The sequence below is a fragment of the Ruegeria sp. YTSC192 genome (genome assembly GCF_059609705.1).
In genome coordinates this window covers 168,925-195,874 of record NZ_JBXWMG010000003.1, presented here as the reverse complement: position 1 = coordinate 195,874, position 26,950 = coordinate 168,925, and the positions used below count along the sequence as shown (strand labels likewise).

General features: G+C 59.1%; 24 protein-coding genes. 5 read left to right on the top strand and 19 right to left on the bottom strand.

From position 1 onward, the window contains the following. Window position 1: 1 nt before the first annotated feature. The 9 genes from AC2FD8_RS06495 to AC2FD8_RS06455 form a co-directional block, all read right to left on the bottom strand. The gene (locus tag AC2FD8_RS06495) at window positions 2-1,009 is read right to left on the bottom strand and encodes a cell division protein FtsQ/DivIB (RefSeq protein ID WP_496854644.1); all 1,008 of its coding nucleotides are present in this window, start codon (window positions 1,007-1,009) and stop codon (window positions 2-4) included. Next, a complete protein-coding gene (locus tag AC2FD8_RS06490) occupies window positions 997-1,911 on the bottom strand; it encodes a D-alanine--D-alanine ligase (RefSeq protein WP_496854643.1) in 915 nt (304 codons plus the stop codon). The genes AC2FD8_RS06495 and AC2FD8_RS06490 overlap by 13 nt, the downstream gene beginning before the upstream one ends. 108 nt (window positions 1,912-2,019) lie before the next feature. Then, complete coding sequence (gene murB / locus AC2FD8_RS06485) at window positions 2,020-2,946, bottom strand: UDP-N-acetylmuramate dehydrogenase (RefSeq protein ID WP_496854641.1); 927 nt, start codon at window positions 2,944-2,946, stop codon at window positions 2,020-2,022. A 56-nt stretch (window positions 2,947-3,002) separates the two neighbouring features. Then, window positions 3,003-3,245 carry a DUF2484 family protein gene (locus AC2FD8_RS06480; RefSeq protein ID WP_496854639.1) on the bottom strand — a complete coding sequence of 81 codons (243 nt, stop codon included), beginning with the start codon at window positions 3,243-3,245 and terminating at the stop codon, window positions 3,003-3,005. Then, window positions 3,242-3,490: a DUF2484 family protein gene (locus tag AC2FD8_RS06475; protein ID WP_496854637.1), complete on the bottom strand. Its 249-nt coding sequence runs from the start codon at window positions 3,488-3,490 to the stop codon at window positions 3,242-3,244. The genes AC2FD8_RS06480 and AC2FD8_RS06475 overlap by 4 nt, the downstream gene beginning before the upstream one ends. Window positions 3,491-3,562: 72 nt before the next feature. Next, a complete protein-coding gene (gene murC, locus AC2FD8_RS06470) occupies window positions 3,563-4,972 on the bottom strand; it encodes a UDP-N-acetylmuramate--L-alanine ligase (RefSeq protein WP_496854635.1) in 1,410 nt (469 codons plus the stop codon). Then, window positions 4,969-6,066, bottom strand: coding sequence for a UDP-N-acetylglucosamine--N-acetylmuramyl-(pentapeptide) pyrophosphoryl-undecaprenol N-acetylglucosamine transferase (locus tag AC2FD8_RS06465; RefSeq protein WP_496854633.1), 1,098 nt, complete (start codon window positions 6,064-6,066; stop codon window positions 4,969-4,971). The genes murC and AC2FD8_RS06465 overlap by 4 nt, the downstream gene beginning before the upstream one ends. Further along, window positions 6,066-7,229, bottom strand: coding sequence for a putative lipid II flippase FtsW (ftsW, locus tag AC2FD8_RS06460; protein WP_496854631.1), 1,164 nt, complete (start codon window positions 7,227-7,229; stop codon window positions 6,066-6,068). Before ftsW ends, AC2FD8_RS06465 begins: the two co-directional genes overlap by 1 nt. Before the next feature lie 127 nt (window positions 7,230-7,356). After that, window positions 7,357-8,430 carry a Hint domain-containing protein gene (locus tag AC2FD8_RS06455; RefSeq protein ID WP_496854629.1) on the bottom strand — a complete coding sequence of 358 codons (1,074 nt, stop codon included), beginning with the start codon at window positions 8,428-8,430 and terminating at the stop codon, window positions 7,357-7,359. A 249-nt stretch (window positions 8,431-8,679) separates the two neighbouring features. On the opposite strand from AC2FD8_RS06455, the gene AC2FD8_RS06450 reads away from it, so the two are divergent. Then, window positions 8,680-9,858 (top strand): BaiN/RdsA family NAD(P)/FAD-dependent oxidoreductase, encoded by a 1,179-nt coding sequence (locus AC2FD8_RS06450; RefSeq protein ID WP_496854627.1) that lies wholly within the window; start codon window positions 8,680-8,682, stop codon window positions 9,856-9,858. Window positions 9,859-9,908: 50 nt separating this feature from the next. On the opposite strand, the gene AC2FD8_RS06445 is transcribed toward AC2FD8_RS06450, so the two are convergent. From AC2FD8_RS06445 to mraZ, 9 genes are all read right to left on the bottom strand, one after another. Continuing rightward, window positions 9,909-10,289, bottom strand: coding sequence for a glycine zipper family protein (locus AC2FD8_RS06445; RefSeq protein ID WP_170719031.1), 381 nt, complete (start codon window positions 10,287-10,289; stop codon window positions 9,909-9,911). Window positions 10,290-10,388: 99 nt separating this feature from the next. Beyond that, window positions 10,389-11,789 carry a UDP-N-acetylmuramoyl-L-alanine--D-glutamate ligase gene (gene murD, locus AC2FD8_RS06440; RefSeq protein ID WP_496854625.1) on the bottom strand — a complete coding sequence of 467 codons (1,401 nt, stop codon included), beginning with the start codon at window positions 11,787-11,789 and terminating at the stop codon, window positions 10,389-10,391. A gap of 148 nt (window positions 11,790-11,937) precedes the next feature. Further along, the gene (gene mraY / locus AC2FD8_RS06435) at window positions 11,938-13,020 is read right to left on the bottom strand and encodes a phospho-N-acetylmuramoyl-pentapeptide-transferase (protein WP_496854623.1); all 1,083 of its coding nucleotides are present in this window, start codon (window positions 13,018-13,020) and stop codon (window positions 11,938-11,940) included. A 35-nt stretch (window positions 13,021-13,055) separates the two neighbouring features. Beyond that, complete coding sequence (locus tag AC2FD8_RS06430) at window positions 13,056-14,450, bottom strand: UDP-N-acetylmuramoyl-tripeptide--D-alanyl-D-alanine ligase (protein WP_496854621.1); 1,395 nt, start codon at window positions 14,448-14,450, stop codon at window positions 13,056-13,058. After that, a complete protein-coding gene (locus tag AC2FD8_RS06425) occupies window positions 14,447-15,928 on the bottom strand; it encodes a UDP-N-acetylmuramoyl-L-alanyl-D-glutamate--2,6-diaminopimelate ligase (protein ID WP_496854620.1) in 1,482 nt (493 codons plus the stop codon). The genes AC2FD8_RS06430 and AC2FD8_RS06425 overlap by 4 nt, the downstream gene beginning before the upstream one ends. 22 nt (window positions 15,929-15,950) lie before the next feature. Further along, window positions 15,951-17,738: a peptidoglycan D,D-transpeptidase FtsI family protein gene (locus AC2FD8_RS06420; protein ID WP_496854618.1), complete on the bottom strand. Its 1,788-nt coding sequence runs from the start codon at window positions 17,736-17,738 to the stop codon at window positions 15,951-15,953. Beyond that, the gene (ftsL, locus tag AC2FD8_RS06415; RefSeq protein ID WP_496854616.1) at window positions 17,735-18,103 is read right to left on the bottom strand and encodes a cell division protein FtsL; all 369 of its coding nucleotides are present in this window, start codon (window positions 18,101-18,103) and stop codon (window positions 17,735-17,737) included. Before ftsL ends, AC2FD8_RS06420 begins: the two co-directional genes overlap by 4 nt. Beyond that, a complete protein-coding gene (gene rsmH, locus AC2FD8_RS06410) occupies window positions 18,100-19,092 on the bottom strand; it encodes a 16S rRNA (cytosine(1402)-N(4))-methyltransferase RsmH (RefSeq protein WP_496854614.1) in 993 nt (330 codons plus the stop codon). Before rsmH ends, ftsL begins: the two co-directional genes overlap by 4 nt. Window positions 19,093-19,096: 4 nt before the next feature. Continuing rightward, window positions 19,097-19,600, bottom strand: a complete 504-nt coding sequence (mraZ, locus tag AC2FD8_RS06405; protein WP_496854612.1) for a division/cell wall cluster transcriptional repressor MraZ — start codon at window positions 19,598-19,600, stop codon at window positions 19,097-19,099. A 902-nt stretch (window positions 19,601-20,502) separates the two neighbouring features. Here mraZ and AC2FD8_RS06400 point away from each other — a divergent pair. Both AC2FD8_RS06400 and AC2FD8_RS06395 read left to right on the top strand, forming a co-directional pair. Then, complete coding sequence (locus AC2FD8_RS06400) at window positions 20,503-20,727, top strand: DUF1127 domain-containing protein (RefSeq protein WP_496854610.1); 225 nt, start codon at window positions 20,503-20,505, stop codon at window positions 20,725-20,727. Between the two features lie 374 nt (window positions 20,728-21,101). Further along, window positions 21,102-21,392 carry a DUF1330 domain-containing protein gene (locus AC2FD8_RS06395; RefSeq protein ID WP_480564626.1) on the top strand — a complete coding sequence of 97 codons (291 nt, stop codon included), beginning with the start codon at window positions 21,102-21,104 and terminating at the stop codon, window positions 21,390-21,392. Between the two features lie 3 nt (window positions 21,393-21,395). Here the strand turns inward: AC2FD8_RS06395 and AC2FD8_RS06390 are convergent, their stop codons facing one another. Next, window positions 21,396-23,792, bottom strand: a complete 2,397-nt coding sequence (locus AC2FD8_RS06390) for an ATP-dependent helicase (RefSeq protein ID WP_496854608.1) — start codon at window positions 23,790-23,792, stop codon at window positions 21,396-21,398. A 180-nt stretch (window positions 23,793-23,972) separates the two neighbouring features. Here AC2FD8_RS06390 and AC2FD8_RS06385 point away from each other — a divergent pair, with 180 nt between their 5' ends. Together AC2FD8_RS06385 and AC2FD8_RS06380 are read left to right on the top strand one after the other, a co-directional pair. Beyond that, complete coding sequence (locus AC2FD8_RS06385) at window positions 23,973-25,751, top strand: sensor domain-containing diguanylate cyclase (protein WP_496854606.1); 1,779 nt, start codon at window positions 23,973-23,975, stop codon at window positions 25,749-25,751. A 39-nt stretch (window positions 25,752-25,790) separates the two neighbouring features. Next, on the top strand, window positions 25,791-26,927 hold the full coding sequence (locus AC2FD8_RS06380; RefSeq protein WP_496854604.1) for an alpha-hydroxy acid oxidase: 1,137 nt from the start codon (window positions 25,791-25,793) through the stop codon (window positions 26,925-26,927). Window positions 26,928-26,950 lie beyond the last annotated feature (23 nt).

Genomic DNA, 26,950 nt, shown 5'->3' with positions numbered 1-26,950 from the left:
GTTACTGCCCGTTACCCACTGTCACTTTTGTATTCCACCAGTCTTCGCTGGCGGCTTTGGTCATTCTGATTGTTGGTCGCTGCCCAAGGCGCATATCCACGACGGCCACGTCACGTTCCAACAGGTCCTGCACTTCGTTTACCGCCAGCACCCGCTCAAGCGCGCGCACCGGGCGATCCGTGGGCAGCATGATGCGCTGGCCGCGATCCAGCACCAGATCCCAGCGCCGCTCGCCAATGCGCACGAGGCCCCGAACGCGGGTACCAAGGCTGCGCGAGGTGCGGAAAATCTCAAGCGCTTCGGCGACATGCTCATCCGCGCCCTTACCCGCGATCAAAGGCAGATCGCCGTGATCCTTGCGTGATGCGATCAGGTCCACATGCACGCCGGTCTCATCCAGAAGCTCGATAGATTCTCGGGTACGCCAGACGATGACAGGCTGGCGCTCAACAACGTCTACCTGAAGAATTCCACCCGGTCGAATGCGCACGGTGGCCGATTTCACCGGGTCCAGACCGGTGATCGTGTCACGCATCTGTTCGACATCCAGATCCCATGAGCTGATCGGAAAATCCAACGGCACCACTTCGCGAATGTCGTCCGAAAGACCCGAACCCGCGCCATCAATGGCCATCAGATTGACCATGAATTCAGGACGTTCCTGAATCGAGGTGCGGATGTCGGCGATATAGGTATTGAGCGCCTCGCGCCGGTCTTCCGAGGCAAAGTAGAGGCCGACGGCAGCCGCAACAGCACAGATCGGCAACCCCAGTTTGACGCCCATGCGAATACCCGGCGTCAGCATCCAACGCTGGAACCGATAGCTGAGGCGCGACGGCGCCGGGTCAGATCGGCGCGCGGTGCGATTGAACAGCCTTACACCGCCCAGCCGCAAGACTGGCTGCGCATCATGGGCTTCGGTATCGGCGGATTCGAAATCGGCATCCGGCCCGGCCAGAGGTTTGGTGCGATGGATCACTGGCGCGCGGGAGGCTCTTAGCGGTCGCATGAGGCGTCCTCCACCATCCAGGCGCAGAGCTGGCCGAAACTCATCCCGCAGTGTTCTGCCTGTTCGGGCACCAGGGAGGTCGGCGTCATGCCGGGCTGGGTATTGGTTTCCAGCAGGAACAACCCATCCCGGCCCTTGCTGTCATCCCAGCGGAAGTCGGTACGGCTGACCCCTTTGCACCCCAACACATCATGGGCGCGCAATGAGTATTCCATACACAGATCGAAAATCTCAGACGGCACCTCGGCAGGCAGGACATGCCACGACCCGCCGGGCTTGTATTTGGCGTCATAGTCGTACCAGCCATCGGTCATGATCTCGGTCACGGTCAGGGCGCGGCCACCCATCACAGTCACGGTCAACTCGCGCCCGGCCACATATTGCTCGACCATCACCTGAACGGGCATATCCTCGGCCAGTTGAGGCGGGCCGTTGGCAGCCTCATGCACCAGATAGATGCCGACACTGGACCCTTCGTTGTTCGGTTTGACCACATATGGCGGGGCCATGGCGTGATCGGCCATGACATCGTCCTTGGGCAGGATCACGCTGTCGGCAATGGGCAGGCCAGCGACGCGAAACGCCTCTTTGCTGCGTTGCTTGTCCATGGCAAGCGCCGAGGCCAGCACCCCCGAATGGGTGTAGGGAATGCGCATCCACTCCAGCAGGCCCTGCACGCAGCCATCCTCACCCCAGCGACCATGCAGGGCGTTGAAAACCACATCCGGTTTGATATCCAAAAGGCGCGCGTAGAGGTCGGGACCTGCGTCCACCTCAACCACTTCAAAGCCTTCTCCCACAAGGGCGGCTGCGCATTCGCGCCCAGAGCTGAGAGACACCTCGCGTTCCGCCGAGGGGCCGCCCATCAATACCGCCACTTTGGGGTTTGTCCTGCTCGACATACCCAACGTGCGCCTCAATGTCCCCGGACCTTATGTGGTGGTCCGTACTGCGTTTATGCCTTTGATCCGTCGCCGTTAATTGCCTGTTATGGTCTGACGGTTGGGGCTTTATTCTTTCAGCGGATCACCGACCCGCATGATTTCCCACTCTAGCGTGATGCCGCTTGTTTCGTAAACCTTTTTTCGCACCTCTTCGCCCAGGCCTTCGAGGTCTGCGGCGGTCGCCTCGCCCGTGTTGATCAGGAAATTCGAGTGTTTGGGGCTCATCTGTGCGCCACCTTTCGTGGCCCCGCGCATGCCCGCATCGTCGATCACCTTCCATGCCTTGAGGTCATGCACATCATCCGCCTTCCCGGTGGACGAGAACCCGGCCGGATTGCGAAAGGTCGATCCGGCGCTGCGGTCTTTGGTGGGCTGGGTCTCGTCGCGCTTTTGCAGCTGCGCCGCCATTCGGGCATGAAGTGCGTCGGGGTCGCCTATGGGACATTCGAAGGTTGCCGAGATCAGCACTGCGCCGTCAGGCAGATCGGATTGACGGTAGCGAAAGTTCAGGTCCTCGGGGTCAAGGTCCATCACCTCACCCTGCCGCGTCACGATGGTGGCCTTTTTCAGAACATCCGCTGTGTAGCTGCCATAACACCCTGCGTTCATGCGCACAGCACCACCGACCGAGCCCGGAATTGTACGCAAGAAGGTCAGATCCACACCGGCATCCGCCGCCTTACGCGCCACATGCGCGTCCAATGCCGCCGCGCCTGCAGTGACCGTGTTGCCCTCGACCTCAATCCCGTTGAAGCCCCGGCCCAGCCGGATCACCACTGCGCGCAAACCGCCATCACGCACGATGAGGTTCGAGCCGACGCCCATCGGGAAAATCACGACATCATCAGGAAGTTCGCGCAAAAAGCCCTGCAGGTCCTCGACATCGGCAGGTTGGAACAAATAGTCAGCCGGACCGCCGACACGCAACCATGTCAGGTCGCTGAGGCTTCGGTTTTCGGACAGTTTGCCACGAGGCACAGGAAGAACAGTCATAGCTGCTAACTCGCGGATTCAGAGGGATATGGCAACCAGTATCCGCAGTGAAACGGTCAAATACGCCGACGCAGCCACCGCCCCAGATAGATCACCGGCCAGCGCAGCATCGACATGCCCATCGCCAGTACAACCAGCCCGACCCAGGGGCCATTCTCATAGGTGACATATCCAAGCAACGGAATGCCGACCGCGATCAGGGTATAGGCGCGGGTCCAGTGGTTGTCCTTGCTGGGGATCATCGCAAGCAGATTCGCAACGATGCCCCACAGGGCCGCGAGGGCAAGAGAAATGCTCATTCCATCACCTCCCCGCGCACCCATTTGCGCCAGTAATAACGGATCGGGTTGCGGAACATAGATACGAAACCTCCGAAGGCCAAAACCGACCAGACCCACCCATGTTCATAGCCCAGCCAGATGATCATCACCGGCGCGCAGAGCAACAGGAAAACCCCCGGAGGGAATTGCATCCGCATCGGTAGCAAGGCCACGATCGTGGCGCTGATCACCCAAAGGGCGGCAAAGATGGTCGAATAGTCCATTGTCCCTTCCTGGGGCGTGGTCTTGATAAGGGGTCACACACCTTCAGGTTGTGCAACAATTGAAATCGGCAGTCAAACAGCCTGTTTTCGTTGCAGCCGCTCTGGCAAACCATTCGCCCACGCGCTGATCGTCCCGGCCCCAAGGCAGACAACCATGTCGCCGGGACGGGCCTGTTCGCGAACAAGACGCTCCAGATCATTCTCGTCCAGCAAGGCGCGCGCGTGGCGGTGGCCGTGACGGATAAGGCCCTGCACCAGATCATCGCGCGACGCACCTTCGATCGGGTCCTCTCCGGCGGCAAAGATATCGGCGATGGCGACCACATCTGCGTCGTTGAAGCAGGTGCAGAAATCGTCGAACAGGTTGGACAGGCGCGAATAACGGTGCGGTTGGTGAACGGCGATAACGCGGCCCTCGGTCGCCTGGCGGGCGGCTTTCAGGACGGCGGCGATTTCGACCGGGTGATGACCGTAGTCGTCGATGATTGTGACGCCATCGACCTCTCCGACCTTGGTGAAGCGGCGGTTGACGCCGCCGAAATTCGCCAAAGCCTCGCGGATTTGAGTGGTTTTCATGCCCAGATGGCGCGCCACGGCCACAGCCGACAACGCGTTCGAGACATTGTGGTCACCCGGCATCGGCAGGGTGCAGCCTTCGATCACCTTGTCTTCGTATTGCAGGTGGATATCGAAATGAGCAACACCGCCCTTGTATGTCAGGTTCACCGCCCGCACATCAGCCTGCGCGTTGAAGCCATAGGTGCGCACGCGGCGGTCGGTGATGCGCCCGACCAAAGCCTGAACCTCGGCATGATCCGTGCAGCACACCGCCAGACCGTAGAAGGGCAGGTTTGAGACGAACTCATAGAACCCATCGCGCAACCTGTCGAAATCACCCCAATGCTCCATATGCTCGGGGTCGATATTGGTGACAATGGCGATGGTTGCTGGCAGGCGGTTGAACGAGCCGTCGGACTCGTCAGCCTCGACCACCATCCATTCGCCCTGCCCCATGCGCGCGTTCGAGCCATAGGCGTGGATGATACCGCCATTGATGACAGTAGGATCGAAATCACCCGCGACCATCAGTTCGGCCATCATCGTGGTCGTGGTGGTTTTGCCATGCGTCCCGGCGATAGCGATGTTCGAGCGCAGGCGCATCAGTTCCGCCAGCATGTCCGCGCGACGGACAACCGGCAGGCCTTGCGCGCGAGCCTCGTCCAGTTCCGGGTTGCCCGCTTTGATCGCAGTTGAGGTGACGACCACGGCGGCATTTTGCAGGTTTTCGGCCTTCTGCCCGACAAAAATCTCGGCTCCGAAAGACGCCAACCGATCCGTGATCTTCGACGCTTTCAGGTCCGATCCCTGCACTTGGTAGCCAAGGTTCAGCAACACCTCGGCGATCCCCGACATCCCGATCCCTCCGATCCCAACGAAATGGATCGGTCCTACGTCCTGCGGCAGTTTGGTTGCGGGGGTCATGTGGTCTCCTTCTGCGCCAGTTGTTCGACCAGGGCTACCAGACGCTCGGTGGCGTCGGGGGCTCCGGTCGAGAGGGCGGCATGGGCCATTTTCTGTGCGGCTTCGGGGTTGGTCAAAACCGTGGTCATTTGCTCGGTCAGTGAGGGAACGTCAAGCGCCTTTTCGGGGATCATGATCGCCCCGCCTGCCTGCACCAGCCCTCGGGCGTTGGCGGTTTGGTGATCGCCTGCGGCGGCGGCAAACGGGATCAGGATCGATGGGCGACCGATGACCGAGATATCGGCCACGCTTGATGCGCCCGAACGGCTGATCACCAGTTGCGCATCCGACATCCGGCGCGGAACGTCGTCAAAGAACGGTTGCACATCGGCGCGAATGCCGTGATCGGCGTAAAAGGCCCTAACCCTCTCACCATCCTCATCGCGGGCTTGATGCGAGACGCGGATGAAACCGCGCAGAAGTTCGGGCAGAGCGGCAATTGCCTCGGGCACCACATCGCTGAGGATACGCGCACCCTGACTGCCGCCCATCACCAGTACCGACATCGGATACTCGCCGGGTGGTATATAGGGCGCACCCGCGCGCTCCAGCACCGAGGCGCGGACCGGATTGCCGGTGTGAATGCCGCTGGACCCTTCGGGCAGATCGGTCGGCCAAACACCGCAGGCCACTTGGGCCACGCGTTTGGCGAAGAGCTGGTTCACACGCCCCAAAACGCCGTTCTGTTCATGGATCATACGCGGCAGTTTCAACAGCGTTGCCGCGCCCAGCGCCGGGATCGACGGATAGCCGCCAAAGCCCACAACCACGTCCGGACGGTCGCGCAACATCTGCATCGCCATGCTGGTCACACCGCCCACAATCTTCGGCCCCACCAGCGCTTTTGCGGCCAGACCGCCGCGTGCGAAAGTGGCCGATGACGCCTCGACAATCTCGGTCGCGTGCGGGAAGCCCCCGGTATAGCGAGCGCCCCGGGGATCGGTCGACAGGCGCACGCGCCAGCCTTTTTGCAACATCGCTTCGGCCAGAGCCTGCGCCGGGAACATGTGGCCCCCAGTGCCGCCAGCCGCAATCAACAGGTAAGGTTTGCCCATCAGCCTCGTCCGCGCAGAATATCGCCAAGCTCACCCTGTGGGCGCGAGCGTGTGAAGGCCAGCAACATGCCGACCGCGATACCGCCCGCAATCAGGGATGAACCGCCATAGCTGACAAAGGGCAGCGTCATGCCCTTTGCAGGCAACAGGCGCACGGCCACACCCATATTGATCATCGCTTGTACGCCAAACATGCAGGCCAGCCCGGTGCCAGCCAGACGGATGAACAAATCCCGCTCACGCATCAGGCGCATCAGCGAGCGCACAACGATGATCGAATAGAGCGCGATGATGATCAGCACAAGGATCAGCCCGTATTCCTCGGCCGCCACGGCGATGATGAAATCCGTATGCGCATCAGGCAGAGACCATTTGACCTGCCCCTCCCCCACGCCGACACCGAACAAGCCGCCCTCGCGGATAGCGTTAGTGGCGTAGCCCAGCTGGGTCGTCGGATCGACCTCTTGGTTCAGAAAGCCGTCAATGCGGCGGGCAAAGTGGTCCGAGTTGGAGTAGGCGAACATCCCGCCCAGAACGACCACTCCGGCCATACCAACCAGCAGAAGCATCGGCGCACCGGCCACGAAATACATCACGCCCCAGCCAAACAGGATCAGGCAGGCTTGCCCGAAATCAGGCTGCATGACCAGCATGCCGACAATCGCCATACACAGCGCAAAGGACCACAACCGCCCCGGAGGGCCATTGATCTCTTGCGAAGCCGCCAGCAGCCACGCCGCAACGACCACAAATCCGGGCTTGAGAAACTCGGACGGTTGCAATGAGGCGAACCCCAGAGAGTACCAGCGCACAGCGCCTTTACCAAAATCCGTCCCGAAGACCGGCAGGAACGCCAGCGCCACGAAGGCCCCCAAAAAGCCCAACACCGCCAGACGACGCACCAGTGTCGGCGACATCATCGAGGTCAGCAGCATCGCGATCAGCGCCAATCCGCCGAAGAGCGCCTGTCGTTCGACATAGTGGAACGGATCAAACCCGTTACGCCCGGCCAGAGGTGGCGATGAGGCCAGCCCCAGCAACAACCCGATGACAAACAGAATCAGAACGCAGGACATCGTCCAGCGATCAATCGTCCGCCACCACTTTGGTAGAATCGGTTCCCCGCGCTGGTCCTGGACCGCGCCATACACCATCTCAGTCATGAGATACCGCCACTTACTGCCTCACTCGCGTCCCGTTTTCGGGATCTGTTTGAGAGTCTACAGGGAAATTGGCGTTTGGGCTAGGAAAATGAACCGTGCAAACGAAAAACGGCGCCTTAGCGAAATGTCATCCCCCCCTGTTGGCCTGAGCTTTTCTTTGAACCACTGGCTTGCCGTTTTTCACGTGACGCTGAACGAGATTGCGCATTTGCCTCCCCCTCCTCGGGACCAGTCGCGCGGGTTCAGGCTTGTGGGTGTCTAAAAACAATTGCGGGAAAATTTGCCGTAATTCTTCGACCCCATCCTTTCCGATCGCCCTAAGCGCTTCGGGACCGGTGAACAGGCTTTCCGTTGGCGCGCCCTCAGCAAAGATGACCTCATGGTGGTCTAGAAGAAGATGGATATAGGTGAATGTTTCGCCGCTTGTCTGCACTGAAACACCGGGCAAATCGAGCAGTTTGCAAGCTGGAACGAAGACTTCATCTTTGGCGAACATGCGCTCAGCAATGGCTGACCTAACCAGCATGCGATGTTGTGGTGAGACGCAAAGATCACGCGCAGGCACCCCCTGCCCCAAAGCGCCCTGCGCGATATGGATCGGCCTTAGCTTGGGTTTCAACGTCAGATCGATTTTGTCGAGATCTTGCCTGCCAATCCAACGGATCGGTTGAGCGCCGTGATCCTGAGTGAGAACCAAATCACCCGGGTTCAGATCGTCAATCAATCGCGGACCATCAGGTGTATCGATCAAGGTGCCCGAAACGAAACAAGGTACCACCGTATCGACATCGATATCGGGGCCGTTGTCGATAACACCGTTGACGGTCAGAGGTGTGTTCAGCGGAGGAACAGAGCCATCAAGAAACCCAATGAAGAACCCGGATTCCGCGTTGATAACGTTCGAGTTTCCATTGCCGTCGATGTCGTAGTCGAAGATACCGATCTGGTATGTATTGGTGCCGTCGGTGACTTCGATGGTAAAGTCCCAGAAGATCGCATTGCCATCGAAGGTCTGCGTTGGATCGTTTGGAAATTCGTTGTTCTGGTCATCCCCATCGATGATTGTAGCGTCGGCCCCATCCTCGATAGTGATCTGGCTGTAGGCCGAAATCTCGAAGACAACGCCTGTTGGATCGAAGGTAACGTCATTCGCAGACAGATCGGTATCGGTTCGGAACGCACCGAAAACATTGGTCGGCATAGTGATTACACTCCGCAAAACGGGAAACAACTCGGAACTTGGCACTTTTCTACCGTCACTTAGGCCAAGGTAACAGGTGGTAGGCCTCACACCGGTTCAAAATACATTATTCTGTTGCTGTTCAGGCGCGCGATATCGCAATCAATGCCTGTCGCATGGAAAACTCACGCCCTTGGATCCGCATCGAACCATTGAGCAAAAGCCTCACTGGCCCTTGCCATCAGCGTCAATCCGCGCCATGCGCAGCGCATGACCTTCGACACGATTATCCTTGGGGCCGGTGCAGCTGGCATGATGTGCGCGACGCATTGCGGCGGGCGGGTTCTGGTGGTCGACCACGCAAAAGCGCCGGGTGAAAAGATCCGCATCTCTGGGGGTGGGCGCTGCAACTTTACCAATATGTATGCGGGGCCTGCCAATTTCCTGTCGCAAAACCCGCATTTCTGCAAATCTGCTCTGGCGCGCTATACGCAATGGGATTTCATCGATCTGGTCGGGCGTCACGGCATCGCATGGCATGAGAAAACGCTGGGGCAGTTGTTTTGTGACGATTCCTCGAAGCAGATCGTTCAGATGCTGCTGGATGAGATGACCCGCGCAGGGGCTGACTTATGGCTACGGACCGAGGTCAAAGCATTGCGCAAGTCTGATGCCGGCTTCGCGCTTGAGGTGGACCGCGAAGGTGCGCGGCACAGCCTGACCTGCCGCAACCTTGTGTTGGCAACAGGCGGCAAGTCGATCCCCAAAATGGGCGCGACCGGTCTGGCCTATGACATCGCGCGGCAATTCAGCCTACGCGTCACAGATACCCGCGCTGCGTTGGTCCCATTCACCTTCTCGGACGGGAGGTTCAAGGATCTGTCCGGTGTTTCTCTGCCCGCGCGCCTGTCCAACGATCGCACCAGTTTTGACGAAGCCCTGCTGTTCACCCATCGCGGCCTCAGCGGGCCGTCAGTACTGCAACTCTCGTCATATTGGCGTGAGGGCGAAGCGATCTGCGTCAATCTGATACCGGACCTGCCCTTGTTCGATCTTCTGCGCGATCAGCGACAAGCCGGAGGGCGCAAGGCTCTGACCACCGAACTCGCCCGGCACTTGCCATCGCGGTTGGTGGATCACCTCGCCCAGCATATCCCGATGAAAGGCAATCTGGCCGATCAATCGGATGCAGCGCTGAACGATCTGACCTCGGCACTGTCAGAATGGCAACTGACCCCCACGGGGACCGAAGGGTATCGCACCGCCGAGGTCACTCTGGGCGGGATCGACACAGATGACCTATCGTCAAAAACGATGGAGGCCAGGGATGTCCCCGGCCTCTATGCGATTGGTGAAGCGGTAGATGTCACCGGTTGGCTTGGCGGCTATAATTTCCAATGGGCGTGGTCCTCGGGCCATGCCGCCGGAAAGGCCATATCCGCGCGTTAGCCGACACGATTGATCGCGCGGCCTCAGCCGACACGATTGATTGCGCGGCCCTAGCCGACGACGTTATAGCCGCGTCCGCGCATGCAGTTGCGCACGATGACTTCCTTGTTCTGGTTCTTGGCAATCACATCAGCACCAGCCCCGATCAGCGCACCCGCCGCCGCTGCGCGACCCAGATTGTCGCTGCTGTCCTGAATGATGGCCGTGGTCGCCGCGGCACCCGCCGCACCGATCGCCGCATTCCCAGCGGTCGACCCATCAACCGCCGCCTGCGACGCCGCAAGTTGCTGACATTGCAGCAGGTCCGACTGGTAGTTCGGCCCAACCGGGCCATCAATGACGGGCACGTAGTTTGCACCGGTATTCGTGCAAGCACCGGCCAGCAGCAGAGCCGGGACGATCAGAAGGGATTTCGGGTTAGGCATATCCATGACCTCTTGTCTAATTTCCGAGCAGAAAAGCAAATTCTTAAACGGCTTCAAGCCGATACCCGCAAACTGTCGCCCAATCGGCAAGGAATTGCAAACAGGCTAGGCGTTAAGGTGCTTTTGAACCTGCGCCGCAAAGTCATCCCCGCGTTGCTCAAAATTGTCATATTGATCAAAACTGGCGGCTGCAGGGGCCAACAAAACGGTTTCTCCTGCTTCACTATCGGCAACGGCCTGTTCAACGGCGGCCGCCATCGTGGTGCAAACCTGCGCCTCGACCTTTAGCTGCATGGCGAAACCCGCCGCCTCGCGCCCAATCACGTAGGCCTTGATCACCTGATCCGAGACACCGTTCAGGGCGTCGATGCCGCCTTCTTTCTCCAACCCGCCGCAAATCCAGCGGATCTTCTTGAACGCACTGAGGGCTTTCATAGCACTGTCCACATTCGTTGCCTTGGAGTCGTTGACGAAAGTCACCCCGCCCGTCTCGGCGATGATCTGACTGCGATGTGGCAGCCCCGGATAGCTGTGCAAGGCATCCTCGATCACGCGCGGCGCAAGACCCAGAGACCGGCATGCCGCATAGGCAGCGCACGCGTTCTGATGATTATGTGTTCCCGGCAGCCCCTTGATGCCGCGCAGATCAATCGATCCGGTCTGCCGCCCTTTGCGATACTCCGAAAGGAAGCCTTTGCGGGCAAAAACCTGCCATCCCGGACCGGTCAGTTTGCGCTCAACCGAGATCCGGATCACCCGATCATCCGCCGGACCCTCGGCCAATTGTCCGGCCAGGAATGCGCCTTCGGACTCATCAATACCAATCACGGCACGGTCCGGCCCGCCCTCGGCAAAAAGGCGTCTTTTGGCTGCGAAATAGCCACCCATTCCGCCGTGGCGATCCAGATGGTCCGGCGACAGGTTGGTGAACACCGCTACATCTGGCGTCAAGGCGCGGGCCAGCTCGGTCTGATAGCTCGACAGCTCCAGCACAACGACCGATCCATCGCCGCCGGGGTCTATATCCAACACGCCACGCCCGATATTGCCCGCCAACTGCGCCTCACGTCCCGCCTCGGACAGGATGTGATGGATCAAGGCCGCCGTGGTTGATTTGCCGTTCGACCCGGTCACCGCGATCACGCGTGGAGGCGTGTCGTAGTTGTTCCACTCCGGCCCCGCGAAGGATCGAAAGAACAGGCCGATATCGTTGTCCACCGGCACGCCGGCCTCCAACGCGGCGGCAACAACCGGGTTTGGTTGAGGGTAGAGATGCGGAATACCGGGTGAGACGATAAGCGTGGCGATCTCATCAAATGCCCCGTGGCGGCGCAGGTCGAGGCATTGAAACCCCTCCCCTTCAGCGGTCTCACGCGCGGCCGGATTGTCGTCCCAACAGATCGCCTCGACCCCACCCGCAAGCAACGCACGCGCGGTCGCTAAGCCCGACCGACCAAGCCCCAAAACGGCGACCTTCTGCCCTGAGAAACCTTTGACCGGGATCATGCCGCCCCCCTTCTTTCAACTTGAATGCGCGCCACACTGCACCAAAGAAAATCCCGATGGCAAGGGCGCTTTCAGGCTCGCGCGCCAGCGCGAGCCATGCCCAACAGGTGGCAAAGGGGCCGCAGGCCCTCTGAACCTGGCGGGAGGGCTATCGAACTTTCAGCGTCGCCAGACCGATCATTGCGAGGATCAGCGAAATGATCCAGAACCGGATCACGATGGTCGGTTCGGCCCAGCCTTTTTTCTCATAGTGATGATGGATTGGCGCCATCAGGAACACCCGCTTGCCGGTGCGCTTGAAATACAGAACCTGAATGATCACACTCAGCGCCTCCACCACGAACAGGCCACCGACGATGGCCAGCACAAGCTCGTGCTTGGTCGCCACGGCTATCGCGCCCAGCGCCCCGCCCAAAGCCAGTGATCCGGTATCACCCATGAACACGGCCGCAGGCGGTGCATTGTACCACAAGAACCCGAGGCCACCGCCAAACAGGGCAGATGTAAAGATCAAAATCTCGCCCGTCCCCGGTACATAATGCACGTCCAGATATTCGGTAAAGTCGACCCGACCCACCGCATAGGCGATGATCCCCAGAGTCGTCGCGGCAATCATCGCGGGCATGATCGCCAAACCATCAAGCCCATCGGTCAGGTTCACGGCATTTGCGGAACCCACAATCACGATGATGGCAAACGGGATGTAGAGGATCCCAAGATTGACCAATGTATCCTTGAAGATCGGTACCGCGAGTTGGTTCTGCAAAGCCTCCGGATGATGCAAAGACGCCCAGAAGGCAGCTAAAACGGCAATGATGATCCCCAGCGCCAGGCGCATTTTACCTGATACGCCCTTGGTGTTTTGCTTGGACACTTTCGCATAGTCATCGGCAAACCCGATGGCCGCGTAAGCCAGCGTCACGAACAAAACCATCCAGACGTAAGGATTGTCCCAGCGCGCCCAGAGCAACGTCGACGTCACCAGCGCCCCCACGATAAGCAAGCCTCCCATGGTGGGCGTTCCAGCCTTGGAAAAATGGCCCTCAGGCCCATCATCGCGGATCGGCTGGCCTTTGCCCTGCTTGCGTCGCAGCACGTTGATCAGAGGTTTGCCAAATAGAAACCCAAAGATCAGCGCCGTCAAAAAGGCCCCACCCGCGCGGAACGTGATATAGCGGAAGAGGTTCCAAAAGTCCCCTCCGTCCGACAGGGCAGTCAACCAATACAGCATTACAGTACCTTTCTCACACGCAGCGCACGGGCGCGTTACCCGTCAAGCGCGCCCCCTTGCCCCATTTTCCGCAGACCGTCAACAATCCGGGCCAAAGCCATGCTGAGCGAGCCTTTCGCCAGCACGGTATCGCCGCTTTCGATCAATTCCGGCAGGTGTTCAGCCATCTCGGCGCTGGTTTCAAACCACAGGCCCCTCTTTGTATCCGGCAAAGCCTCGTGCAGCGCTTTCATCAACGGGCCGATGCAGTGAACCTGATCGACCTGCGCCATCGCGCTGACCTCGGCCATGCCCGCATGCATTACGACCTCTTGTGCGCCCAGCTCTTTCATATCGCCCAAAAAGGCGATGCGGCGCGTTCCGTTCGAGGCAGCCAACACGTCCAGTGCCGCCTCCATCGAAGTTGGGTTCGCATTGTAGCTGTCATCCAGCAGTTCGATCTGACCGCCGTGCGCCAGCGGCAGAGTTTCCCGAACCCCACGCCCCTTGACCGGGGACCATCGGCTTAAACCTTGTATTGCCTGATCCAGGTCGACACCCATCTCGACACAGGCCGCCAACGCGCCCAGCGCATTCATCGCAAAATGCGTGCCTGCCGATTGGACGTCGAAGGTAAATGCGGTGTCACCAATCTCAGCCCGTGCGTGAACGGTTTCGGGCCCGGCAGTCACGTCGGTCAGCTTGTAATCTTCAGCCTGCCGACCGAATTCAACGATTCCAGCGCCAAGGTCTTGTGCTGTCTGGCGCAAGATACCCGCATGTTCGATATCAGCGTTCACGATGGCTGCCCCACCGGGTTCCAGCCCTTCGAAAATCGCGGCCTTTTCATGGGCGATGCCTGCAACCGACTCGAATGCCTCCAGATGCACGGCCGCCACGGTGGTTACCAGTGCCACATGCGGGCGGGCTTGTCGGGCCAGCGGCGCGATTTCGCCGGGGTGGTTCATTCCGATCTCGATCACGGCATATTCCGTGTCGCGCGGCATCCGCGCCAGCGTTAGCGGCACGCCCCAATGGTTGTTGTAGCTGGCGACACTGGCATGGGTTCTTCCCTGCGTTTCCAGAATGGTGGCCAACATCTCTTTGGTTGAGGTCTTGCCAACACTCCCTGTCACGCCCACCACACGCGCCTCGGTCCGGGCACGAGCGGCCTGTCCGAGTGCTTCCAGTCCGGATTGTACATCGTCGACAATCAGCAAAGGTGCATCTTCGGACACCCCTTCAGGGACGCAAGACACCAAAGCTGCTCCGGCGCCCTTCTCCAGCGCCTGAGCTACAAAATCATGGCCATCCCGCGCGGCCTTCAACGCGACAAACAGGTCGCCCGGTTGCAAAGTGCGCGTGTCAATCGAGACGCCATTCACAGTCCAATCACTAGTGGCGCGCCCGCCCGTCGCCGAGGCGGCCTCTGCCGCAGTCCAGAGCGTCATGCGACCCTCCCGTCCAGAGCGGCCACGGAAATGCTTGCCTGCTCCACATCATCAAAGGGTAGCACCTGATCACCTACGATCTGGCCAGTTTCGTGACCTTTGCCTGCAATCAGCAGCGCATCGCCGGGTTGCAAGGCGTCAATACCCCGCAGAATAGCTTCGGCCCGATCACCGACTTCGGTCGCCTCTGCCGCGCCCTTCATCACGGCGGCGCGGATAGAGGCCGGGTCTTCGCTGCGCGGGTTGTCGTCGGTGACAAAGACGATATCCGCGTGGTTGGCGGCAGCCTTTCCCATCAGCGGGCGCTTGGTGGCGTCGCGATCTCCGCCTGCGCCGACGATTGCGATCAGACGGCCCATCACATGCGGGCGCAGCGCTTTCAAAGCCGTGGCGACCGCATCCGGCGTGTGGGCATAGTCCACAAACACCGCCGCGCCATTGTCGCGGGTGGCGGCTAGCTGCATGCGACCCCGGACCGTTGTCAGATGCGGCAGGGTCTCGAACACGCGCTCGGGGTCGTCACCTGCAGCGATGACCAGCCCACAGGCCAGCAGGATGTTTTCGGCCTGAAACCCTCCGATCAGGTTCAGGCGCGTCTGGAAGGTCTTGCCCTGCCACGAGAACCGCAAATCCTGCCCGGTCGAGTCAAACCGTTGGTTCATCAGGCACAGGTCAGCCTCACCCAGCCCAACGGTCAGCACAGACTGACCCCGCGCCTCAGTGATCTTTCGCACCTGCGCACCCTTCGGGTCGCTCAGGTTGATGACTGCGGTGCCGTCCTGCGGCAAAACCCGGTCGAACAAGCCCATCTTGGCGGCAAAATACGCCTCAAACGTCTCGTGATAGTCCAGATGATCCTGCGTGAAGTTCGAGAAACCCGCAGCGGCCAGTTGCACCCCATCCAGTCGCCGCTGTTCCAGCCCGTGCGAGGATGCCTCCATCGCAGCGTGGGTCACGCCATTCTCGGCGGCCTCGGACAGGCAGCGATGCAAGGTGATCGGTTCGGGCGTGGTATGGGCCAGCGGCGCGGTCCATGCGCCTTCGACCCCGGTAGTGCCGAGATTGACGGCGGCGTGGCCGAGCTCAGCCCAGATCTGGCGAACGAATGTAGCAACCGAGGTTTTGCCATTGGTTCCGGTGACCGCAACAATCGTCTGCGGTTGCGCCCCGAACCAAAGTGCTGCCGACCCGGCCAGTGCCTGACGCGGGTCCTCAACCACGATAAGGGCAGCGTCGGATGCGGCCAATTCGGCCTCAGCGATCTGCGCGCCTTGGGCATCGGTCAGAATGGCGGCGGCCCCCATGCGCAGGGCGTATTGAATGAACTCACCGCCATGGACACGCGTACCGGGAAGCGCTGCGAACAGGAAACCATCTTTGACCTCGCGGCTATCGACGGCCAGCCCCGTGATATCAGGATTCGCGCCTCCGCGTGCTGTCAGGGCCAGTTGGCTGAGTTTCTTTGTCCTTGCGCCCATGACCCACCTGTTCTCTGGCACCCTAATTCGAGGTCAGGGTTATAGCAGCGCTCGCCTCAGGCTCAAGCCGCGGACGCAGGCCCAAAAGCGGCGCGACCCGACCGATCAACTCAGCCGCCACTGGCACAGCAGTCCAGCCCGCCGTGCGGCGCTTTTCGCCATAAGCCAGGATAGAGGGTTCGTCCAAAGTGACGACCAGCACATATTTCGGGTCGTAAGCCGGGAAGATCGTGGCAAAAGTGGCGATCACCTTGTCATCATAATACCCGCCACGCGGTTTGGGCTTGTCGGCGGTACCGGTTTTGCCCGCGACATCATAGCCTTTGACCTCAGCAAAACTGGCCGTACCGTCGGTCACCACTTTGCGCAGCATCTTCTGCGCCTGACGCGCGGTGTCTTCCGACATCACACGTGGCCCGTACTGAGGGCCATTGCGGCGCAAGATCGTCGGGCTGACATAGTGCCCGCCATTGGCAATCGCAGCGTACCCCGCCGCCAGATGCATCGGGCTGGTCGACAGGCCGTGACCGTAGGAAATGGTGACGGTGCTCAACTCACCCCATTTCTTGGGTTTGAGCGGCACACCGCCTGCGGCTTCGACAATCTCGAACGGGGTGGGTTCGAACATGCCCATGGTATCCAGAAAGCTCTGCTGTCTTTTTGCGCCGATCTGCAAGGCCAGTCGCCCCGTGCCCCGGTTCGAGCTGTGGACGATCACATCCGCCACGCTAATCTTGCCATAGTTCTTGCCGTTAAACTCACCAATTGGGAAACGGCCGATCTTCATCGGGCCAGAAGTGTCGATGATGGTGTCCGAATTCACCAATCCAAGCTGTACCGCCTGTGCGGCGGTGAAGATTTTGAAAACCGACCCCAGCTCATAGACACCCTGCACATAGCGATTGAACAGAGGGCTGTCGGACGGATCAAAGCCCGAGGTCGGCGGGCGCGGACGGTCATTGGGGTCAAACGACGGCAGAGACGCGGCCGAGACCACCTCACCCGTATGTGCATTCATCAGAACCGCCGAGGCCCCTTTGGCGTTCATGATTTTCATGCCGCCATACAAAACCTGCTCGACCGCTGCCTGAATTGTCAGGTCCAGCGACAGTTGCAGCGGCTTGTTGCCATTGGCTGGGTCACGCAGGTAGTCGTCGAACTTTTTCTCAACCCCAGCAACACCGATTACCTCGGCAGCGCTTACGCCTTCGCGGCCAAAACCCGAGCCGCCAAGAATATGTGCCGCCAGCTTGCCGTTGGGATATAGGCGCATTTCACGCGGGCCGAACAGGATGCCCGGATCGCCGATGTCATGCACTGCCTGTTTCTGCTCGGGCGAGATGCGTTTCTTGATCCAAAGGAACTTGCGCTTGCCGGTGAAGTCCTTGACCAGACGCTCTTTTTCCAGATCCGGAAAGATCGCGACCAACTGATCTGCTGCCGCAATCGGATCAATCATCAACGGCGGCTGCGCGTAGACCGAGTATGTATCCAGATTGGTCGCCAGAATGCGGCCTTCGCGGTCAACGATATTGGCGCGCTGCATGGCAATCGAAGCACCGGGCGCGCTGGCCAGCGGCTCTTGTGCCTCGGACGTGGCCAGCATGCCCATGCGGACACCTACAACCGAGAAGGCGCAAAAGAAGAACAGGCCCAAAACCAGAAGACGCCCCTCGGCACGAGCACGGGCGCGGTCTTTCATCTTTTCATGGCGTTGGCGGATATTTTCGCGCTCGATGACTTTTGGGTTTTCACCCTTCGCGCGGGCATCCAGAACGCGGGCCAGAGGGCGGAGGGGGGTGCGGGTCATGGAACCTGTACCTCACCCAAAGCCTGAATATCGGTGATCGCCTGCAGCTCGATCGGGTCGACAACCGGCAGGTCGGGGTCCTCGGCATAGGCGATCTGGTCCGCACGTCCGAATTGCTCGGCCCGCAAGGGCAGCAGGCCCATGCGTTCGAAGTTCAAATCGGCCAGCTCACGCAGACGATCCGGGCGGTTCAGATAGGCCCATTCGGCATTGAGAACCGCCAGCTTAACCTGCGCCACGCCGATCTCACCCTGCAGCGCCTGCATTTCCTTTACAACTTGCTGGGTCCGGTAGTTCTCTTGATAGGCCCACAGGGCCAATCCGAACACGGACAGAGCGGTCAACACATACAGAATACTCTTCATCTTGCCCTTCCCCCAAGTTGCGGCATCCCGATGGCGCGGGCCTCAATTTCCCCCGCCGGAGCCTCGGTACGAATCGCGACACGCAGCTTGGCCGAGCGCGCACGCGGGTTTTCCTGCAGTTCCTGCTCATCCGGCCCAACGGCCTTGCGGGTCTTGAGCGTGAATTGCGGCAGTTCCTGTTCCATCTCGGGCGCATATCGGTTGGCCCGCCCGGTCTTGCCAGCCCGAGATTGGAAGAACCGTTTGACCATGCGGTCTTCGATGGAATGAAAGGTCACAACAGCCAGTTGCCCGCCGGGTTTCAAAGCCCGCTCGGCAGCCATAAGACCCTGAAACAGCTCATCATATTCGGCGTTCACCGCAATCCGTAGACCCTGAAAACTACGCGTTGCAGGGTGTGATTGCCCCGGCTTGGGACGCGGCAGGCAGGATTCGATGATCCCGGCCAAACGCAAGGTCGTAGTGATCGGCTCTTCGGCGCGCGCCTTAACGATGGCGCGAGCGATACGTCGGCTGGCGCGTTCTTCACCATAGTGGAACAGGATGTCGGCCAGTTGCGCTTCGGTCGCCGTATTGACCAAATCGGCGGCACTTTCGCCTTCCTGGCTCATCCGCATGTCGAGCGGGCCGTCTTTCATGAAGGAAAACCCGCGCTCGGCCAGATCCAGCTGCATGGACGAAACCCCAAGGTCCAACACAACGCCATCGAGGTCCTTCGCGTATTCATCCATGCGCGAGAACACTCCCGGCTGCATCACCAACCGGTCACCATAGTCACCCGCCCAATCTGCGGCCATCTCAAACGCCAGCGGATCGCGATCCACACCAATCACCGTTTCGGCCCCGGCCTCAAGCAGGCCTTGCGTATAGCCACCTGCGCCGAACGTACCGTCCAGCCAAATGCCCGCGACCGGAGACACCGCCGCCAGCAAAGGGCGCAGTAAAACAGGAATATGTGGGTTAGAAGATGAGGAGACCGCGCCGGACATGCCGCTACGCGTCCCCAACGCCGTCAAGGTAGACCATCGGGTCGAAATCATCCGGCAGATCGTCCATCCATTCTTCGGCCTTGGCCAGTTCTTCGACCTCATAGGTCTCGGGCTTCCAGATCTGGAAGGTGTCACCGGCGGCTATGAAGAACGCCTCATTCTCCAGGTCGATCTTGGTGCGCAGCTTGGCCGGCAAAACCAGACGCCCGGTTTCATCTACATTGGTGGGAAAGGACTGGCCATGGAACATGCGCTGAAGCATCTTACGTTCCATCGAGCCACGCGGCAGAGCGTCGATCTTTTCATCGACCTCATCAATCGCCTGCATGGTATAGCATTCAAGGTATTTGCGGCGGTGGTCGCCATAGACAATCACAAGCTCAGGATTGTCACCGGGCTGCCAATTGGGATCGGACGATTCAAGCACACGGCGAAACGAGGCCGGGATCGAGACCCTGCCCTTCGTGTCCACCTTATGGTGGCTTTCACCTCTAAACCTGCGCGCCAAGACGACTGTCCCTTTCGCTTGCGCCCCACTTGAATGTCACGTTCCCCCCGGATGAAAAACGGCGGGTTGATCTGCTGCCACTGATCAACCCGCCGCATTGGCCCGCTTTGCGGGATGTCCAGCTGCACGCGCCACCTGGGGGGATGTCTGCTCGCCCGCGCGCCGGATCTCTTGATTGATGAAAGCGAGATGCCTGTATGAAACCTGATTATTTTTGGTTGGGGTCGTTTGCTGCCCCTGCTGCCTCGTCCTCATCGGATGCATTAGGGATGACATGGGAATTCATGGAAATCAATAGGAATTTTTGGCCACTTGCTCACAACGACCAGGAAATCAAGGCGAGCATCAACTTAAAATCAGAACCTCAACACCTCATATCGACACTTTGACCGGAGCTGACCCCATATATGGTAACCTTGAGGACCTCCCGCACTTACCCACGATTTCCCAAAAAAATGTCGACTTTTCGAAATTTGCATCGACTGAGGCCCATCTGCAACGCGAAAACCCAGAATCACGCGCAAGCAATCCGCACGGGATACGGCAGTCTTGGCCGGAGCCCATGAATTCCCACGCCAGGATCGAAAGGTGCTTTCCCGTGATCGATTTGAAACAAATCATCCATCAAGCGCACAAATTTTCGCAGATGCGCTCAAACTCCAAGCAGGTCGAAAGACAAGGCAAGCTGCTGCCTCGGCCGAACCTTTGCCCCCATTGGCCTTCAAACCCCAAATTTTCATGGGAGATTTCAAATCGAAGCCGACATGGTCCTGATAACCATGCGTTTGCTGCATAGCAGCATTGACGTTGCGGGCTATTGTGCAATCGCAGCATTTACCTATTTTCAATCTCAAGCAGACGCTGGCACCGGCCAGCAAGACAAGAATGAACGGAATAGATAGATGGCAATAGCGACAAACACAGCGGCACTCAAAGACACGCATGTCAGCGGAATCACCACCATGATCGAAGCTGCAAAGACACGTTTCGCCCGCTACCGCACGTATCGCCAGACAGTGAACGAGCTGTCCGCGCTGTCAAACCGCGAGCTGGCCGATCTCGGCCTGAGCCGCGCAATGATCCGCGGCGTGGCACGTCAGGCGACTGACAACTTCACAGCGCGCTAAGCGCAAACGAATACACGAGATCAGACCCTTCCTCCTCCCTTTAGGGTCTGTAATCAGCGGCGACGTCTCTCCTCCTCCCTGACGTCGCCGCACCAAATACCGGCCTCGCAACGCCGGACCATGACACACCGGGCTCTCCTCCTCCCTGCCCGGTGTTGAAAGCGCGCGGTGACGTCTTCCTCCTCCCTGACGTCGCCGCGTCTTCCTCATACCGGGCTCAAACCCGGGTTCAGATACATCGGGGCTCTCCTCCTCCCTGCCCTGATGTAGAAAAGAACGGCGGTTTCCCTTCCTCCTCCCTGGGAAACCGCCGTTTTTGCTTTTTGGGCAAACGGAATAAGATCGGCGCAGTTACGATTATTCAGGAGTGCGTCATGGCCGCCTATTTCATCGCCCAGATTTCCATTCACGACCCGGACGGGTATCAGAAATACCTTGAAGGTTTCATGCCTATCTTTGACCGGCACGGCGGGCGCCTGCTGACCATTTCTTCAAAACCCGTCGAGATCGTCGAAGGCAGTTGGGCCGAAGAAGGCATCGTGCTGATGGAGTTTCCAGACATGGCCGCGGCCCGGGCGTGGAAAGACGACCCGGACTATGTTGAGCTGGCCAAAATCAGGCGCAAGACCGCAACAGCTAATCTGGTGCTGGTCGAAGGCCTCTAGCGGTCAGAACGGAACGTCGTCTTTGGAGGTCAGGAAACGGGAAACAACCTTTTTAACGCCTGCCTTGTCGAAATCGACTTCGACCTTGTCACCTTCGATGCCTGTAACCGCGCCGTAGCCGAATTTCTGGTGAAACACCCGCTCACCCAACGTGAAGCTGGCAATGGCCGTGGCATCAATCACTGTATTCCGGCTTTCTTTCGGCTGGGACATTCCATACTGGCCCTGCCGCGCCTGCATCCGCTTCCAGCCCGGAGAGTTATAGACATTCGCCTCGGCCGCGCGGGTTTCGATCGTCGCAGCAGGTTGCCCACCGCCATAAAGCCCCGGAGGCGTCAGAACCTCCACATGATCTTCGGGCAATTCGTCGATGAACCGCGATGGCATCGCGTTCTGCCATTGCCCGAACACCCGCCGATTGGCCGCGAAAGAAATCGTGCAAACCTCCTCAGCGCGGGTAATGCCCACATAAGCCAGCCGCCGTTCTTCCTCGAGACCCTTGAGGCCCGATTCGTCCATGGAGCGTTGCGAGGGGAACAAACCGTCTTCCCATCCCGGCAGGAACACGGCGGGAAACTCCAACCCCTTGGCCGCGTGCAGGGTCATGATCGAGACTTTCGCCCCGTCACCCTCTTGTTCATTGTCCATCACCAGACTGACATGCTCCAAAAACCCTTGCAGGTTCTCGAAATTGTCCAGCTGGTTCACCAGCTCCTTGAGGTTTTCTAACCGGCCCGGAGCCTCAGGCGTCTTGTCGTTTTGCCAATGCCCGGTATAGCCGGATTCGTCCAAGATGATCTGCGCCAGCTCGATATGCGTGTGCTCCGGCGCGCCGTAGCGAATGGGCGACACCCCATCGTCGATGACCGAGTCGTCATCGACCTCGATCCGAGGCCCCCGCGTCAGCGCATTCCAACGCGCCAGCCCGTCGATCAATTCGCGCAGAGCCTTGCCGCCCTTACCCTTGATCAACTGGTTCTCAACGACAATGCGCGCCCCTTCGACCAGAGATACCCCGTTCTGACGCGCCACCACCTGAATCGTCTGCTGCGCCTTGTCACCAAGGCCGCGTTTAGGAGTGTTCACAATCCGCTCAAACGCCAGATCGTCCTCGAGACTGACCACCAGCCGGAAATAGGCCATGGCATCGCGAATCTCCATCCGCTCATAGAACCGAGGGCCGCCGATCACCTTGTAAGGCAAGCCAATCGTCAGAAACCGATCCTCAAACGCGCGCATCTGATGCGAGGCGCGGACCAGAATCGCGATCTGGTCGAGGTTCATCGGACGCACACCGCGCGTGCCGCCCTGCATCGCGTCGATCTCTTCCCCGATCCAGCGCGCCTCTTCCTCACCATCCCAATGGCCGATCAGACGCACCTTCTCGCCATCCTCGGCATCGGTCCAAAGCTCTTTGCCCAGACGGCCTTCGTTGCCGCGGATCACATTCGACGCAGCCGCCAGAATATGCGGGGTCGAGCGGTAGTTCTGTTCCAGCCGCACTACGAAGGCGCCGGGAAAGTCCTTTTCGAACCGCAGGATGTTGTCGACTTCGGCTCCTCGCCATCCATAGATCGACTGGTCGTCATCACCTACGACGCAGATGTTTTTTTCTTCACCGGTTAGGAGGCGCAGCCAGAGATACTGTGCAACGTTGGTATCTTGGTACTCGTCTACAACGATGTATTTGAACCAACGTTGATATTGCTTCTGCAGATCCTCGTGGGCTCGAAAAATCGCTATCATGTGTAGCAGCAGATCGCCAAAATCCACCGCGTTCAACTCGCGCAATCGGGTCTGGTATTGAGCGTAGAGTGCTATGCCTTTGTGATTAAAGGCCCCAGCATCCGCTGCAGGGATTTTGTCAGGCGTGAGAGCCCGATTCTTCCAGTCGTCAATAATACCCGCCAAGTTGCGCGGCGGCCAACGTTTCTCGTCGATGTTATTGACCTTGAGCAATTGTTTTAGGAGCCGCAGTTGATCATCCGCATCCAGAATTGTGAAATTAGACTTTAGATCAACAAGCTCTGCATGCCGCCGCAACAACTGCGCGCATATGGAGTGGAAGGTACCCATCCAAGGTATTGGATGTCGCACTTCATACGGCAACTCTAGAAGCCGTTTTTTCATGTCTTTGGCGGCTTTGTTAGTAAACGTAACCGCTAGAATTTCATTCGATCGAGCCAATCCGTTTCTGACAATAAACGCTACTCGCGACATCAACGTTCTTGTTTTCCCAGTACCAGCACCCGCCAAGATCAAGACCGGCCCTTTGAGACGCTCGGCAGCTTCGCGTTGCGCTGGATTTAGAAAATCCAATTCAAACTTTTCGCGCTGAGCCATTGCTCTTTGCGACAGCGATGCGCCCTCAAAGGCGTCCATTTCGTCAAAACTGCTCATATCGGCAAACTACGCTGGATGGGCTAAAAGGAAAAGGGTTTGTTCACGCCTTGTTCGCATGAATTTTTCCCTTTGGTCTTGCAAATCTTAATCACTTTCCCGCCCCCACATGCAAGGAAGTTAACACTCTGTCAAAACCTCTCACCGATGCTGTCTCTCAGATTGTGGGAGAATACGGGTATGGAACAGTCAGCAAAGGCGCGCCTTTTGGGCAAGCTCAAGGTCTTTGTCAGCACGGCAACTATGATCGCCCTGACCGCTTTGGCCGGCTGGGGGATATATACGCTGCCAGCTCCACTTGTAGATCGCATGCTGGAATCGGATCTGCGTCATCACGCAATGCGACTGGAAAAGAAGGTGGAAAGTCAACTATTTGACGTCAAAACCAGTTTCGAGCAGCATATCCTCAACCAACATGATGAGGCGTTTCTCAGCTTGCTGCCTGAAACCTCGGATATCTACCGTTTCAAACTGTTCGATTCCTCGGGTAAGGTTTTCTGGTCCACGCGCGACAGCGATACCGGGTCGGTGAATACCAAACCTTATTTCACGGACGTGGTGGCCATGGGCAACCTGTTCTACAAGCATGAGGAAAAGCCCATCGCCGAGGTGGACTCGCTGAACGCCGACCAGTTGGAAAATCTGGACAGCAACACCCGCCACGTGGCGGAAATTTTTACACCTGTGATTCAGAGCGGAAAATTCCTCGGCGCGATTGAGTTCTATACCGATATCACGGACGTGAGAAACCTGTTCATTGACCGGGTCCGAATGTCGTTGATCGCGATCAGTGCGGTGGTCCTGCTGGCGTTGTCCGCTGTAATTCTGATTGTGCATCGCAACAATCGACGACAGTTGGGCGTGCTGCGCGTGCGCGCGCAGAAAGAACGAGAACTGATGGACGACCAACTGCGCCTCGCGCGTGAGGTCCGGTTGCTGGGCGAGTTGAATGAATGGTTGCAATCCAGCCGTTCGCTGGATGAGCTGTTCGACATGGTCTCACGCTTCATGACGCATATCCTGCCCGAGGCTGAGGGTAGCGTTTACGTCTATTCAAACTCGCGCGATGTCCTGGACGGGTGCGCCAGCTGGAATGGCGGCACCCACAAGGCGCATATCCACCCCGAGGGTTGTTGGGGCCTGCGCCGTGGACGGACCTATGAATTCGGCGCCGCCGAGATTGATTTTGTCTGCGAGCATGCCGAACCCCATGATGGCCGGGCCTATTTCTGCTTTCCGATTCTGGCTCATGGCGAAACGGTCGGCCTGTTGCACCTGCGCGCGCATGAGGGGGAGTGCGAGGCCTTCCATGCCAGCAAGAAACTGGCCCAGCTCTGCGCGGAACAGATCAGCATGGCAATCGCCAATGTGCGGATGCGCGATCAATTGCATGACCAGTCGGTACGCGATCCTCTGACGGGTCTGTTCAACCGGCGTCACATGACCGACAGCCTCCGCAGGGGGATCAACCGCAGCCAGCAAACCGGTGCGCCGCTCAGTCTGATCGCGGTGGATGTGGACCATTTCAAGAAATTCAACGACACCCATGGACATGACGCGGGTGATATGGTCCTGCGCGCCGTGGGCGCCGCCTTGGAACAAGGGTGCGACCGCGATGAGATCGCCTGCCGCATTGGCGGTGAAGAGTTCATGCTGATTCTCCCAGACAACGGGCCAGACGACGCCGTGACGCGGGCGGAAACTCTGCGCCAATCGGTCGAGGCAGTGTCGGTCAGGTATGGAGACAAATCCCTGCCGCGGATCACGATCTCGGTCGGGGTGGCGCATTACCCTGCGCACGGGACAATGCCGCAAGACTTGATGCGAGCAGCCGATGACGCGCTTTACTCAGCCAAAGACAACGGTCGAAATCAGGTCCGCGTTGCAAGTGGCCGTACTGACACGATAGAGGAGCGTCCGGTTCCAAAGCCACTCAATTCCAAGCCTGATGCAGCGTGATGCCCTTGCCGAATCGCAGTGCAGGTCGGATCAAACCCCATGGATCTGCACAGCACCTATCCCGGCATCGCTGACCTGAAACACCGCGCTAAGCGACGGCTGCCGCATTTTGTGTGGGAATACGTAGACAGCGGAACCGGGGCCGAAACGGCCCTGCTTCGAAATCGAGCGGCGCTGGATGCCGTGCGTCTGCGCCCGGCGATCCTCAAAGGTGAACTGGAATACGATGCCAGCACGCGCTTTCTAGGCCAAGACTGCCCGCTGCCATTCGGCATCGCGCCAATTGGCATGTCGGGCCTGATCTGGCCGGACGCAGAAGGCATTTTGGCGCGGGCGGCTGCGCAGGCCTGTTTGCCCTACACCTTGTCAACGGTAGCCAGCCAATCCCCCGAGGATCTGATCCCCTATCTGGGTCAAAACGCCTGGTTCCAGCTTTACCCGCCCAGGGACCCGGGGATTCGGGCAGATCTTTTGACCCGCGCGCGACAGGCAGGATTTAAAACGTTGGTCTTGACTGCAGATGTCCCTGTCGCGTCCCGCAGAGAGCGTCAGACACGCTCAGGCCTGGCCCATCCGCCACGGTTAACGCCGAGATTGCTGGCCCAAGTAGCACGGCGACCCGCATGGGCGCTTGGGATGATGCGACAGGGCATGCCCAGAATGCGGACGCTGGACAAATACATCGACAACACGAAATCGATGCCGCTGACGGCTCATGTCGGATACCTTCTGCGCACCTCGCCGAACATGGATTATGTCAGACAGTTGCGTGATCAGTGGGATGGGCCCTTCGTGATTAAGGGAATCATGCGCCCCGACGATGCTGCAAAGCTTGAACAAGCCGGAGTGGACGCGCTTTGGGTCTCGAACCACGGAGGTCGCCAATTCGACGGCGCCCCGGCCAGCATCGAGGTTTTACCCGAGATTCGCCGCGCCACCAGCCTGCCTCTGATCTTCGACAGCGGCGTCGAAACAGGGCTGGATATCCTGCGTGCTTTGTCGAAAGGGGCAGATTTCGTCATGCTTGGACGGGCTGTTTTGTATGGATTAGCGGCACTTGGCGCGCGGGGGCCGGCCCATGTGATCGATGTTTTCAAGCAGGACATATTGTCAAACATGGGTCAGATGGGTCTTGCCGATCTGGGGCAAATCAAGACGAATTGCCGCGAAGGCTGATGCTGCAATGCAGCAACAATGCA

Excerpts from the sequence above, each read along its gene's own strand:
- AC2FD8_RS06495 (WP_496854644.1), bottom strand. The coding sequence starts at position 1,009 with ATGCGACCGCTAAGAGCCTCCCGCGCGCCAGTGATCCATCGCACCAAA.
- AC2FD8_RS06490 (WP_496854643.1), bottom strand. The coding sequence starts at position 1,911 with ATGTCGAGCAGGACAAACCCCAAAGTGGCGGTATTGATGGGCGGCCCC.
- murB (WP_496854641.1), bottom strand. The coding sequence starts at position 2,946 with ATGACTGTTCTTCCTGTGCCTCGTGGCAAACTGTCCGAAAACCGAAGC.
- AC2FD8_RS06480 (WP_496854639.1), bottom strand. The coding sequence starts at position 3,245 with ATGAGCATTTCTCTTGCCCTCGCGGCCCTGTGGGGCATCGTTGCGAAT.
- AC2FD8_RS06475 (WP_496854637.1), bottom strand. The coding sequence starts at position 3,490 with ATGGACTATTCGACCATCTTTGCCGCCCTTTGGGTGATCAGCGCCACG.
- murC (WP_496854635.1), bottom strand. The coding sequence starts at position 4,972 with ATGACCCCCGCAACCAAACTGCCGCAGGACGTAGGACCGATCCATTTC.
- AC2FD8_RS06465 (WP_496854633.1), bottom strand. The coding sequence starts at position 6,066 with ATGGGCAAACCTTACCTGTTGATTGCGGCTGGCGGCACTGGGGGCCAC.
- ftsW (WP_496854631.1), bottom strand. The coding sequence starts at position 7,229 with ATGACTGAGATGGTGTATGGCGCGGTCCAGGACCAGCGCGGGGAACCG.
- AC2FD8_RS06455 (WP_496854629.1), bottom strand. The coding sequence starts at position 8,430 with ATGCCGACCAATGTTTTCGGTGCGTTCCGAACCGATACCGATCTGTCT.
- AC2FD8_RS06450 (WP_496854627.1), top strand. The coding sequence starts at position 8,680 with ATGACCTTCGACACGATTATCCTTGGGGCCGGTGCAGCTGGCATGATG.
- AC2FD8_RS06445 (WP_170719031.1), bottom strand. The coding sequence starts at position 10,289 with ATGGATATGCCTAACCCGAAATCCCTTCTGATCGTCCCGGCTCTGCTG.
- murD (WP_496854625.1), bottom strand. The coding sequence starts at position 11,789 with ATGATCCCGGTCAAAGGTTTCTCAGGGCAGAAGGTCGCCGTTTTGGGG.
- mraY (WP_496854623.1), bottom strand. The coding sequence starts at position 13,020 with ATGCTGTATTGGTTGACTGCCCTGTCGGACGGAGGGGACTTTTGGAAC.
- AC2FD8_RS06430 (WP_496854621.1), bottom strand. The coding sequence starts at position 14,450 with ATGACGCTCTGGACTGCGGCAGAGGCCGCCTCGGCGACGGGCGGGCGC.
- AC2FD8_RS06425 (WP_496854620.1), bottom strand. The coding sequence starts at position 15,928 with ATGGGCGCAAGGACAAAGAAACTCAGCCAACTGGCCCTGACAGCACGC.
- AC2FD8_RS06420 (WP_496854618.1), bottom strand. The coding sequence starts at position 17,738 with ATGACCCGCACCCCCCTCCGCCCTCTGGCCCGCGTTCTGGATGCCCGC.
- ftsL (WP_496854616.1), bottom strand. The coding sequence starts at position 18,103 with ATGAAGAGTATTCTGTATGTGTTGACCGCTCTGTCCGTGTTCGGATTG.
- rsmH (WP_496854614.1), bottom strand. The coding sequence starts at position 19,092 with ATGTCCGGCGCGGTCTCCTCATCTTCTAACCCACATATTCCTGTTTTA.
- AC2FD8_RS06400 (WP_496854610.1), top strand. The coding sequence starts at position 20,503 with ATGGCAATAGCGACAAACACAGCGGCACTCAAAGACACGCATGTCAGC.
- AC2FD8_RS06395 (WP_480564626.1), top strand. The coding sequence starts at position 21,102 with ATGGCCGCCTATTTCATCGCCCAGATTTCCATTCACGACCCGGACGGG.
- AC2FD8_RS06390 (WP_496854608.1), bottom strand. The coding sequence starts at position 23,792 with ATGAGCAGTTTTGACGAAATGGACGCCTTTGAGGGCGCATCGCTGTCG.
- AC2FD8_RS06385 (WP_496854606.1), top strand. The coding sequence starts at position 23,973 with ATGGAACAGTCAGCAAAGGCGCGCCTTTTGGGCAAGCTCAAGGTCTTT.
- AC2FD8_RS06380 (WP_496854604.1), top strand. The coding sequence starts at position 25,791 with ATGGATCTGCACAGCACCTATCCCGGCATCGCTGACCTGAAACACCGC.